The 11717-nt window shown below is 33.9% G+C and carries 11 protein-coding genes and 1 riboswitch; of the genes, 2 read left to right on the top strand and 9 right to left on the bottom strand.

What is annotated here, in order from left to right:
* The first annotated feature begins 144 nt into the window (after positions 1-144).
* On the top strand, positions 145-741 hold the full coding sequence (locus B2S90_RS03610) for an ECF transporter S component (protein WP_055232408.1): 597 nt from the start codon (positions 145-147) through the stop codon (positions 739-741).
* 24 nt (positions 742-765) lie between these two features.
* Here B2S90_RS03610 and B2S90_RS03605 read toward each other — a convergent pair whose 3' ends face one another.
* The 3 genes from B2S90_RS03605 to B2S90_RS03595 form a co-directional block, all read right to left on the bottom strand.
* The gene (locus tag B2S90_RS03605) at positions 766-1326 is read right to left on the bottom strand and encodes a flavin reductase family protein (RefSeq protein ID WP_055232406.1); all 561 of its coding nucleotides are present in this window, start codon (positions 1324-1326) and stop codon (positions 766-768) included.
* Positions 1323-2051 (bottom strand): arginase family protein, encoded by a 729-nt coding sequence (locus tag B2S90_RS03600; protein ID WP_278778552.1) that lies wholly within the window; start codon positions 2049-2051, stop codon positions 1323-1325. The genes B2S90_RS03605 and B2S90_RS03600 overlap by 4 nt, the downstream gene beginning before the upstream one ends.
* 90 nt (positions 2052-2141) lie before the next feature.
* A complete protein-coding gene (locus B2S90_RS03595) occupies positions 2142-3566 on the bottom strand; it encodes a 6-phospho-beta-glucosidase (protein ID WP_278861226.1) in 1425 nt (474 codons plus the stop codon).
* 200 nt (positions 3567-3766) lie between these two features.
* Positions 3767-3876: riboswitch (TPP riboswitch) on the top strand.
* Between the two features lie 47 nt (positions 3877-3923).
* Between B2S90_RS03595 and thiC the strand changes: the two genes are divergently transcribed.
* A complete protein-coding gene (gene thiC, locus B2S90_RS03590; protein WP_278780677.1) occupies positions 3924-5231 on the top strand; it encodes a phosphomethylpyrimidine synthase ThiC in 1308 nt (435 codons plus the stop codon).
* Positions 5232-5273: 42 nt separating this feature from the next.
* Here the strand turns inward: thiC and B2S90_RS03585 are convergent, their stop codons facing one another.
* The 6 genes from B2S90_RS03585 to nagB form a co-directional block, all read right to left on the bottom strand.
* Positions 5274-6743, bottom strand: coding sequence for a glycoside hydrolase family 1 protein (locus tag B2S90_RS03585; protein WP_278780678.1), 1470 nt, complete (start codon positions 6741-6743; stop codon positions 5274-5276).
* Positions 6744-6861: 118 nt separating this feature from the next.
* Positions 6862-7899 (bottom strand): NUDIX domain-containing protein, encoded by a 1038-nt coding sequence (locus B2S90_RS03580; RefSeq protein ID WP_286696550.1) that lies wholly within the window; start codon positions 7897-7899, stop codon positions 6862-6864.
* 48 nt (positions 7900-7947) lie between these two features.
* Positions 7948-8601, bottom strand: coding sequence for a M15 family metallopeptidase (locus B2S90_RS03575; protein WP_286696549.1), 654 nt, complete (start codon positions 8599-8601; stop codon positions 7948-7950).
* A gap of 129 nt (positions 8602-8730) precedes the next feature.
* Positions 8731-9669, bottom strand: a complete 939-nt coding sequence (gene metA / locus B2S90_RS03570; RefSeq protein ID WP_055232298.1) for a homoserine O-acetyltransferase MetA — start codon at positions 9667-9669, stop codon at positions 8731-8733.
* A gap of 11 nt (positions 9670-9680) precedes the next feature.
* Complete coding sequence (locus tag B2S90_RS03565; RefSeq protein WP_279078598.1) at positions 9681-10877, bottom strand: deoxyguanosinetriphosphate triphosphohydrolase family protein; 1197 nt, start codon at positions 10875-10877, stop codon at positions 9681-9683.
* A gap of 57 nt (positions 10878-10934) precedes the next feature.
* On the bottom strand, positions 10935-11666 hold the full coding sequence (gene nagB, locus B2S90_RS03560) for a glucosamine-6-phosphate deaminase (RefSeq protein ID WP_055232294.1): 732 nt from the start codon (positions 11664-11666) through the stop codon (positions 10935-10937).
* Between the last annotated feature and the right edge of the window lie 51 nt (positions 11667-11717).

Here is an 11717-nt window from a genome sequence, read left to right as displayed (position 1 = left end):
GGATAATAAATAACGATTTACGAAAGGATTTATTTATGAATAAGGTCAGTTTTAAAACTGACCTTATTTTTTTAGTCGATAACTGAGTATTTATATAATGTCAGAATGTATGTATAGTGTTATTCATCAAAGGGGGAATTTTATATGAAAGAAAATAAAACATTAAAAATTGCAGTAACAGGATTGATGGCGGCTTTAGCTTATATCGCCTTCACATTCCTACAGATCAAGATTCCAACACCAGGAGGAACTACTTCATTCCATTTAGGGAATACATTCTGTGTATTGGCTGCATTATTATTAGGTGGTGTTCCTGGTGGAATTGCAGGCGCAGCTGGTATGGGTATTGGTGATTTACTTGATCCAACTTATGTAATAGTTGCACCAAAGACATTTATCTTAAAGTTTGGTATTGGGGTTATTACAGGTCTAGTTGCACATAGAGTATTCAAGATTCAAAAACTAGAAGGTAAGCAGTTAGTGATTGGTGTAGTCGCTTCTACATTTGCAGGTTTATTATTTAATGTGATTGCTGAACCACTATTCTCTTATTTCTATACTTCAGTATTACTTGGTGCACCTTCTAAAGCGGCTTTAGCTCTTGCATCTTGGAATGCAGTGACTACTATCACTAATGCAGTAATTGCGATTGTGATTTCTTCAGCACTTTATTTAGCTTTAGCACCTACATTTAAAAAGAGTGGTTTATTAGATAAATTACATACAGTTAAAAAAGACTAATTAAAAAAGGACTCCTATGAGTCCTTATTTTAGTTTAAGGCCATCTTTAAAAGCACGCCCAACAATCTTTCCTAAACCTACATATTGATTATTGAATGGATCAAATGTGATAGGCTTTACTTTAGATACATCTACTCTTCCTGTTTCATCTAAGACACGTTCATCTACAGATACATTAACAATTTCACCCTTCATAATTTCTGTATCTAAATCATAGTCCTTGAGACGACATTCTAGACATATAGGTAATTCATTGATAATAGGTGCATGTACTTTACTGGATGGCGTATAAGTAAAACCTGCTTTTTCTAGTTTATTGGGTTCCTTATGCCCTGATACAACGCCCACATAATCACACTCTACTACATGATCTTCATCTGCAATACTGACAGTAAAAGCCTGTGTTTTTAAGATGTTCTGGACTGTTTTATGTCCGCTAGAAAGACTCAATGAAATTTCCATTGTATCGCTAATACCACCCCATGCTGCATTCATTAAATCAGGATGATCATTCTTATCAAAACTCCCAATCATATAGACAGGCTGTGGATAAGTAAGTGCACGTGCACCAAAATCTTTTCTCATTTCTTTTTCCTCCTTTTTAATATTTTCATAGCAGTTTGATAAAGTGCATCATCAGAAAGATTATTGATTCTTTCAGCTTTTATATAAGTAGGATAATCATCAATATCAGGATCATCACCGCATATATCAATACCAATTACTTCACAGTTTTTTAAGAAGTGAGCTAATACATCCTCTAACATCCCCAGTGACATCTCTCCTTGATTCCAGTTCGTCATAGCATATCTTTCATCTAAGACATCCTTATCTATAGAAATATAAACAGGATATTTCGTTTCAAGAGGAATAGTAACACCTTGCTCAAGTTCTTCTATACTGAAACTTAATACTTTATTCCGTTCCATTGATTTCAAATCATGTTTACTTGGTCCTATTAAATATAAACGATGAAGAGAAGGGTTTTGTAAAGCTTTTTTAGCCCAGTTTCCACAGCTGAGCATATCTCCTACAATAGAAGACTGCATGTCTGTATGGTGATCAATCAAAACAAGATCAAAAGGTTCATGAATAAAATCAGTCATCAATTTAGTGATGTAATGATAATCGCCTGAATCAATAAAATGAATACCAGAAATACCATTCTTGCTTATCATCTCTTTTAATTGTTTTTCTGCATGTTGATCACAGAATAAACGTGTTCCTTCAATGTCACTACAATCATAATAAGTTAACTGTGGATAATCCCCTTTATAGGAATGAGTAAAATCAAATACATAGTTATGCATCTTTATCACCTGTAGGTAATTATAATCTTTATTTAGCACTTGTCAAATCCGACTGCTAAAAAAGAGATAGCCGCAGCTATCTCTTGAGTATTATAATTCTTCACCGTTTGTTTCAATAACGTGTTTATACCAGTAAAATGATTTCTTCTTACTTCTAGAGAAGTCCCCTTCATGGTTATTATTATAGTTAACATAGATGAAACCATAACGTTTATCATATTCACCAGTAGAAGCAGATACAATATCAAATGGAGACCACATAGTATAACCTAATAGGTCAACACCATCATAAGTGACTGCATCTCTCATTGCTTCAATATGTGCCTTTAAGTAATCAATACGATACTGGTCATCTACAGTACCATCTTCTTCTTTCTTATCATAAGCACCAAAACCGTTTTCTACAATCATCATTGGAAGTTCATAACGATCATAGAACCAGTTTAAGCACCAGCGTAATCCTAATGGGTCAATCTGCCATCCCCAGTCAGAAGCCTTTAAGTATTCATTTCTTACAAAGTCTTCACTAAAGTAATCAAATGTCTTTTCATTACGTCCCTGATACTTAGTTGCGAATGACATGTAATAAGAGAATCCAATGTAATCTACTTTACCTTCACTTAAGATCTTCTTATCCTCTTCAGTAATGAAATCATATCCTTTTCTTTCAAACTTCTTTAAGATATAGTTTGGATAATGTCCTCTTGCATGCACATCAGCAAACCAATATTTCTGATGCATAGCACCTAAGGCATTCATCATATCTTCTGGTTTTGGAGAAGCTGGATAAACACCATTCATACCAATCATACAACCAACCTTTAAGTCAGGATTGATTTCATGAGCCGCCTTAACTGCAAGTGCTGAAGCGACTAATTCATGATGTGCTGATAAATACATTAAATATTCAGCATCATCACCTTCTTTTAATAATACAGCACCTTCCTGGATTAAGTTATGCTGAGTCGGATCAGCCTGGTTATTGATTTCATTAAATGTCATCCAGTATTTTACTTTATGCTGATATCTTTCAAAACATACCTTTGCGAACTTCACAAACATATCAATGGCTTTACGATTTCTAAATCCTCCATATTCTTTTGCGAGTGCCCAAGGTAATTCAAAATGTGATAATGTGATGATTGGTTCAATACCATATTTTAATAATTCATCAAATACATCATCATAGAACTTTAAACCTTCTTCATTAGGTGTTTCTTCATCTCCTCTTGGGAAGATTCTTGTCCAGGCAATAGAAGTTCTAAATGCCTTGAATCCCATTTCAGCAAGTAATGCGATATCTTCCTTATAATGATGATAGAAGTCTACACCTACATGGTTTGGATAATCTTCTCCAGGAAGAACACCATCTGTTAAACGTCTAGGTGCTCCTGTTAAGTTGTCCCCCGCTGTTTCTACATCTGTACAGCTGATTCCTTTTCCGCCTTCCTGCCAGGCACCTTCACACTGATGAGCAGCTACTGCGCCACCCCATAAAAAGTCGTCTCTAAACATTGTCTTGTCTCCTTTTCTCTTTCTAATAATTATAAATAGAAATGAAAATGATTTCTATAATTTTCAGAAATAGAGAACAAACTTTCGTAAAAATGTTTCATCTTTACATTGTTTGTTCAAAAATTCACAATAATTTTGTAACATTTTTTATGAAAGCGTTGCATTTTATTTATATAAGATGTAATATAGCACTATCAACCAAATAAAAAAAGGGGAGCTGACGCGACGGCTGAGAAGAAATACGATCGGATTTCGACCCATAAAACCTGATACGGATAATGCCGGCGTAGGAATTTTGTTTTTTTTAGGTATACATGCTCAGGTATACCTTTTTTTATTGTCAAAAGGAGGACTTATATGAGTTACACAACACAAATGGATGCTGCTAGACAGGGTATTATTACACCTGAAATGGAAATTGTAGCCGCAAAAGAATCTATGGATTTAGAAGTATTACGTGAACATATTGCGAAAGGACATGCTATTATTCCATGTAATAAGAATCATACTTCTATTGATCCGAGTGGTATTGGTTCAATGTTGAAGACTAAGATCAATGTGAACCTAGGTATTTCTAGAGACTGTAAAGACATGGATGTAGAAATTGAAAAAGTGAATAATGCAGTAAAGATGGGCGCTGAATCAATCATGGACTTAAGTTCTTATGGTGATACACGTACTTTTAGAAAGAGATTAACTAAAGAATGTCCTGCCATTATTGGTACTGTCCCTATTTATGATGCTGTTGTTTATTATCATAAAGCTTTAAAAGATATTACTGCAAAAGAATGGTTAGATATTGTTAGAATGCATGCTGAAGATGGTGTGGATTTCATGACTATTCATTGTGGTATTAATAGAGCTATGTATGAACGTTTTAAGAATAATAAGCGTTTAATGAATATTGTTTCTCGTGGTGGTTCTATTATGTTTGCCTGGATGGCTATGACTGGAGAAGAAAATCCATTTTATGAATATTATGATGAAGTCTTAGATATCTGCCGTGAGTATGATATTACTATGAGTTTAGGTGATGCATGTCGTGCTGGATGTTTGGCTGATGCAACTGATGTGGCTCAGATTGGTGAGTTAGTGACTTTAGGAGAATTAACACAGCGTGCATGGGATAAAGATGTGCAGGTGATGATTGAAGGTCCTGGGCATATGCCTTTAAATCAGATTGCCGCTAATATGGAAATCCAGAAGACAATCTGTAAAGGTGCACCTTTCTACGTATTAGGCCCTTTAGTTACTGATATTGCCCCTGGTTATGATCATATTACTGCCGCCATCGGTGGTGCTATTGCAGCCACTTATGGTGCATCATTCTTATGCTATGTCACTCCTGCAGAACATCTTCGTCTGCCTAATCTAGACGATGTTAAAGAAGGTATTATTGCATCTAAGATTGCCGCACATGCGGCAGATATTGCGAAAGGTATTCCTGGTGCCATGGAATTAGATAATAAGATGGCATGTGCAAGAAAGAAGCTGGACTGGGAAGAAACATTTAAATACTCAATTGATCCAGAAAAAGCAAGACGTTATCGTGCTGAAGCAGCACCTGAAAAAGAAGATACATGTTCTATGTGTGGTAACTTCTGTGCTGTTAAGAATATGAATCGTATTCTTGATGGTGAAATTGTAAATATCTTTGATGAATAAGAAAAAAGGCGTAACTCGTATATATGAGCTACGTCTTTTATATTAGTCTAAATCAGCACCATTAGATTCGCAGACTTTCTTATACCAGAAGAATGAATCTTTCTTGCTTCTAGAGAAGTCCCCAGTTCCATCATCATGTCTATCTACATAGATGAAACCATAACGTTTTGCATACTGTCCAGTACCTGCAGATACTAAGTCGATTGGTCCCCAAGTTGTATAACCGATTAGTGGTACACCATCTTCGATAGCTTCATCCATTGCTTTAATATGATCTCTGAAGTAATCAATTCTATAAGTATCGTGTACAGAGCCATCTTCTTCTACCTTATCGAATGCACCAAAACCATTTTCTACAACCATTAATGGTGTATGAGGATAACGGTCATGTAGGATATTTAATGTATATCTTAATCCATCAGGGTCAATCTGCCATCCCCAGTCAGAAGCCTTTAAGTAAGGGTTCTTAGCACCTGTTGCAAGGTTACCATTTGTCTTTTCAGCATTTTCATCAACTGTTACACAGTTAGACATATAGTAAGAGAATGTATAGAAGTCTATGACACCTTCTTTAATGATCTTCTTATCTTCTTCAGTAATAAATGAAGTATCAATACCATGATCCTTGAAATATCTGAACATATATGTTGGATATTCACCACGAACTTGTACATCCCCACAGAAGTTATTCTTGAAGTTATCTTCATTAAATGCTGCAAGAATATCTTTTGGATTTGGTGTTAATGGATATAAAGTTGTATGAGCAATCATGTTACCAATCATGAAATCAGGATTGATCTTATGACCTTCTGTCACAACTAATGCACTTGCAACGAACTGATTATGTAATGCTTCAAATGTCTTCTGAGGGTTAGATTTTAATTTGTTTAATGGAATACGTTCATCAGAGTTAACATCTTCTGGATCCATGATACCTAAACCATAAAGGTCACCTATTCCACCTTCACCCATACATGCGATATTGATTTCGTTGAATGTTAACCAGTATTTAACCTTATCCTTATAACGTTTCATACAAGTAGTTGCATACTTAACGAACATATCAATCACTCTTCTATCAGAGAAACCATTGTATTTAGTCACAATGTTCCAAGGAATTTCATAATGACATAATGTAACTAAAGGTTCAATATTGTGTTTCTTACATTCGTCAAATACCTTGTCATAGAAAGCTAAACCTTCTTCATTAGGTGTTTCATCATCACCATTAGGGAAAATTCTACCCCAGTTGATTGATAATCTGAATACATTCCATCCCATTTCTGCAAATAAAGCAATATCTTCAGCATAATGATGATAGAAATCAATTGCTTCATGGCTTGGATAGAACGCAGTCTTATCAGTCTTTGGTAAGAATGTTCTTGGAGTATTTACATCTCCACCAAGTAACATATCTGGTACTGATAAACCTTTACCATCTTCTAAATAAGCACCTTCACACTGATTGGCAGCAACTGCGCCACCCCATAAAAATCCTTTTGGAAAACCCATTTCCTTTACCTCCGTTCATCTTTTCTGTATGTATTATATACATAATAAAAATCATTATAATTAATTTTCATCAAATGAAAACGATTTACACCATATGAAAATTATCAAAAGTTATTATTTAGAATAAATCCCCTCTTTTATGTTCTCCCATATTAGACATAATACACTCTTGATGTTGCTTATGAACAATATCCCATACATACTCCATGCCTGTTGCAAGTGGCTGATTTAGAAAATCTTCTTTATTAATCCAATAAACCTCTCCTTCATCACTTGAATGAAGAACTCCTTCATACTCACTTGCCTTATAGACTAGAATAATATTATGAATAGAATGCTTATACCAATGATATAAACCACATAAATATGGAGTCTTAATTGTAAGACCTGTTTCTTCTTTCACTTCTCTAATCATAGCATCTTTGAATATTTCTTCTTTTTCTACATGACCACCAGGAAAAGTAATACCTGTGTAGGAATCATTGACTTTATTCTGAACTAAGACATGTCCTTTATCATCTTCAATCATACACATATTCATTAAACAGACATTTTCCTTACGACGCTTCTTTACACCTTTAAACTCAATTGCCTGTGCTGGGCATATTTCTAAACAGGTCCCACAATGAAGACATTGTGCGACATCTATTACTTCATTATGAATACAACATTGAGGACAAATAGTCTCACATTTGCCACAATGAATACAGCAATCAGTAATGGTATAACAAACAGCATGTTCCTTACTATTAATAGTAATAGGTGCTCTTTTAATATGTACTGGATCACTGATATCAAAATATTCGCCAGATGCTTCATATAAACAAAAGACATCCAATGCCTTTCTTGTATCTTCTGGATAGATAGACTGCATATAAGTATTCTTTAAGAAGATCTCATCTAGCTTATGAGACCCAATATTCTTAACCTTACCACTTAAACTAAAAGAAACTTTTCCTTTAAGTCCTGTTAAGGAAATATACTCCTGGTCCATCAGTTCCTGATAGAAACTCTTTCCTCTTGCAGTTAAGAAGTAAATCCCTTCTTTATCATACAACATTAAGTCGATGATTCGAGTGATAGGTCTACCCTCACTATTAATAGTTGCCATTGTGACTGAATGAATATCTTCAACAAGTAATTTGATATAATCCATAAAAATACCTCCAGATATTATTTTATAACATAAAGAAAAGAGAGTCTATTACAGGCTCTCTACATACTCTTCTAAACATAGATTTTTCTGATGCATCTTTAAGGCATCTTTCTTACCTACATAACGATAATGCCATGGTTCATGCTTAATATGTGTTATAGATGTTTTGCTCTTAGGATACCGTTTCACAAAACCATATTTATATGCATTTCTTTCTAACCATCTATAAGCAGACTGATTGGTTGTATAACGGTAATCCCCTACTATATCCACTGCAAGCCCTAATTGATGTTCACTTGTACCTGGGGCTGATACATAATTTAATGCATATCTTCTTGCAAGAATCGTAAATAATCCTTTACTCTTATAATAATCTGTACGATTATCTAAGATTTTCTGTTGCGAATGAGATGATCGATATCCTTCATTCACCTGCATATAAATATCATCTTTTCTTGCAGCTCTAAACATTTGTGATAATTCAAGCACAATACGTGAATCTACTTCTTTCCCATTATCTAGCTTTGTAAGAATCACCTTATAGTTATCTGGTATTCTATTTGTATGATTAACAAGCATAAGATTCCAGCCATGATTTGTAGAAGCATCATCTATAAAAGTATCTGAACGAAATATAATATATCCTGATAATATGAGTAATAGAATTCCTAGAACTAAAAGACATTTCTTGAATAATCGCATTTCTCTTCACCTCACAATAGTTATATCGTGAAATGTTGAAAAGAAACATCTCAAATTCCTTACAAAAATATTAAGATTTACTTACATGATTATAGTTTTTGGTGACAAAAAGCCACCTAAAAAGATGGCTTATTTCTTACGTTCATGAAGATCACTTAGATCATATGGTGTTTCCTGGTAAACATAATAGTTCAACCAGTTAGAGAATAAGAGATAGGCATGTGAACGCCATTTTACTTGTATTTCCTGAGATGGATCATCATCAAGATAATAGTTTTTAGGTAGTTCTGCAATGACATCTGGTTTCTCTTTGTCACGCTTATATTCTTTATCTAATGTATCTGGATCATATTCAGGATGTCCTGTCACAAAGAACTGAGAACCATCCTTAGAAGCCACTAAATAGACACCTGCATCATCACTTTCTGCAAGTATATCTAAGTTAGAATTACTTGCAACATCTTCCTTTAAAACAGTTGTATAACGTGAATGTGGTGCATAGAACTGATAATCAAAACCTCTTAAAATCTTTCTTCTCATCTTTCTTTGATTAGTATGATGACGATATACACCAGTTAATTTATGCTTCAATAAGTACTTATCAATACCATAATAATAATGTAAAGCAGCCTGTGAAGCCCAGCAGATAAAGAAAGAACTAAAGACATGTGTCTTGGCCCATTCAAGGATTTCACATAGTTCATTCCAATAGTCTACTTCTTCAAAAGGCATCTGTTCTACAGGAGCACCTGTAATAATCATACCATCATAAGAATTCTCTTTAATATCTTTAAATGTCTTATAGAAAGTAAGTAAATGTTCCTTAGGGACATTCTTAGAATCATGTGTAGACATATGAATAAGTTCTACTTCAAGCTGTAATGGTGTATTAGATAATAATCTTAATAATTGTGTTTCAGTTGTAATCTTTAAAGGCATGATATTTACAATCAAGATCTTTAAAGGTCTAATACGCTGCGTAGTCGCACGCGTCTGGTTCATCACAAAGATGTTTTCAGCTGTTAAAACTTTATATGCTGGTAAATCATCTGGTATATTAATTGGCATAAAAATTCCCCCTATCTATATGCAAGTAATTCATCAAATGCATCAATAATAAAATGATCTGTCATCCCTGATAAATAATCAATAATACTCTTTTCTAAAGCAAGTGAATCATTCTCAAAGTCATAGACTATATGATTTTGATAACGTTCATCATGAAGTAATGTACTATAGCGTATCAACCATTTAATATAATGATTAATAATGAGTGGATAACGTTCTGCATCTTTTTTTAAGTCTAAAACAAAATTGTCATGTTGTCCATACTCATATAAGAAAGAAAAGAGACTCTCTAAAATCAATTGTACATATTGCGTATGAATCTTAACCTTCTTTATTTCATAGATCTTTTGATAATTAAATTTCATAAATATCTTCATGATTTCAAAAGCTTCATCCGATAAACCAATATATTCCTCCGTACTATTATGAATCACATCTTGAATAAAGTAATTGACCACTGTTCCATTATTGATTGCTTTAAATAAACCTGGAACAACTGTATTAATTTCTTCTATTAAGCTTTTCATATCTTCTTCATTAAGTATATGTAAGTTCCATGCATCCTCTATATCTCTTGCCAGATAAGCTATCTTATCACTGATTTTTACAACACACCCTTCTAGAGTATAAGGTTGATAGAGTCCTGGTGATTTGAAGTCTTTTAAATCGATTTTTTCATCTCTAGGTTTAATTCTTCTTTGATTCACTTCGCCACAATGAGCTATAATGCCATCTCTCACTGCATAAGTCAGATCAAGATTATGTTCAATATGTTGATCATCCTCTAATAAACATAAATCATCTATGAGATGAAGGCTATTCTTTTCATGCCAGAAAGGCTCTAAACCATGTTTTATAGACAAAGAAGATAGAATCTTTTCTCCTCCGTGACCAAAAGGGGCATGTCCTAAATCATGTCCAGCGCTTATAGCACGTGTAAGTTCAGTATTAAGACCTAATTGATAGGCGATTGTATAGCTAATAGATTCTACTAGATTCACATGTTCAGCACGTGTACATATATGATCATTATCAGGTGCAAAAAAGACCTGTGTCTTATGTTTTAAACGTCTATAGGCTGTAGTGAATATTATACGATTATAATCTCTCATAAATGGTGTTCTAAAATCACCTTTTCTTTCATATAACTGTGACTTTCTTTCTGTGCAGTCATTATATTTTGGATTTTCTTTATTCATCGCTTTCATGAAATCACCTCAAAAAAATTATAGCACAAAAAAAAGGCGCCTAAGCGCCTTAAGAAATTATTTAGATAATAATGATGCAGCTGCTTCATCAACGATGATGATTGCATCTTCATGTTTCTGAAGAATAGAAGCTGGTAAATCTTCTGTTACTGGTCCTTCAACTAAGCCTTTAACTGCTTTAGCTTTTCTTTCACCAGTCGCAATTAATAAGACCTTCTTAGCTTCCATGATATTAGAAATACCCATAGTTATTGCATGAGTAGGAACAGCACTTAAATCACCATTGAAGAATAGTTTAGCGTTGTCTTCGATTGTGCTCTGCTTTAATGCAATGTAGTGAGTCACTGAATCAAATGATGTACCTGGTTCATTGAAACCAACATGTCCATTAGAACCTAATCCTAATAACTGGATATCTCTTGGATTTTCAGCTAATAATGCATTGTATTCATCACATACTTCTTCGATTGAACCCTTACCCTTAGGAACATTGATATTATTCTTATCGATATCTAATTCATTGAATAACTGATTGCACATGAAATAGTAATAACTCTGTGGATGATCCTGTGCTAAACCATAATATTCATCAAGGTTGAATGATTTGATATCTTTGTAGCTTGTTCCATTTTTCTTATGATCTTCTCTCATTAATTCATATAGACGGATTGGTGTAGAACCAGTAGCTAGGCCAAGGTTTGCGTTTGGTTTATTTTTGATAACATCAAGCATGATTTCTGCTGCTTTCTGACTTGCTTCTTCATAATCTTTAGTAACAATAACTTTCATATTATTATCCTCCTGTTTACACTTATATATTATACTCGTTATCCCTATTTG

Source organism: Catenibacterium sp. UBA627 (assembly GCF_002299355.1).
In the GTDB taxonomy this organism is placed as follows: Bacteria; Bacillota_I; Bacilli_A; order Erysipelotrichales; family Coprobacillaceae; genus Catenibacterium; species Catenibacterium mitsuoka.
This window is presented reverse-complemented; position numbering and strand designations above follow the sequence as displayed.

Excerpts from the sequence above, each read along its gene's own strand:
- B2S90_RS03575 (WP_286696549.1), bottom strand. The coding sequence starts at position 8,601 with ATGCGATTATTCAAGAAATGTCTTTTAGTTCTAGGAATTCTATTACTC.
- B2S90_RS03600 (WP_278778552.1), bottom strand. The coding sequence starts at position 2,051 with ATGCATAACTATGTATTTGATTTTACTCATTCCTATAAAGGGGATTAT.
- thiC (WP_278780677.1), top strand. The coding sequence starts at position 3,924 with ATGAGTTACACAACACAAATGGATGCTGCTAGACAGGGTATTATTACA.
- B2S90_RS03585 (WP_278780678.1), bottom strand. The coding sequence starts at position 6,743 with ATGGGTTTTCCAAAAGGATTTTTATGGGGTGGCGCAGTTGCTGCCAAT.
- B2S90_RS03595 (WP_278861226.1), bottom strand. The coding sequence starts at position 3,566 with ATGTTTAGAGACGACTTTTTATGGGGTGGCGCAGTAGCTGCTCATCAG.
- nagB (WP_055232294.1), bottom strand. The coding sequence starts at position 11,666 with ATGAAAGTTATTGTTACTAAAGATTATGAAGAAGCAAGTCAGAAAGCA.
- B2S90_RS03605 (WP_055232406.1), bottom strand. The coding sequence starts at position 1,326 with ATGAGAAAAGATTTTGGTGCACGTGCACTTACTTATCCACAGCCTGTC.
- B2S90_RS03565 (WP_279078598.1), bottom strand. The coding sequence starts at position 10,877 with ATGAAAGCGATGAATAAAGAAAATCCAAAATATAATGACTGCACAGAA.
- metA (WP_055232298.1), bottom strand. The coding sequence starts at position 9,669 with ATGCCAATTAATATACCAGATGATTTACCAGCATATAAAGTTTTAACA.
- B2S90_RS03580 (WP_286696550.1), bottom strand. The coding sequence starts at position 7,899 with ATGGATTATATCAAATTACTTGTTGAAGATATTCATTCAGTCACAATG.
- B2S90_RS03610 (WP_055232408.1), top strand. The coding sequence starts at position 145 with ATGAAAGAAAATAAAACATTAAAAATTGCAGTAACAGGATTGATGGCG.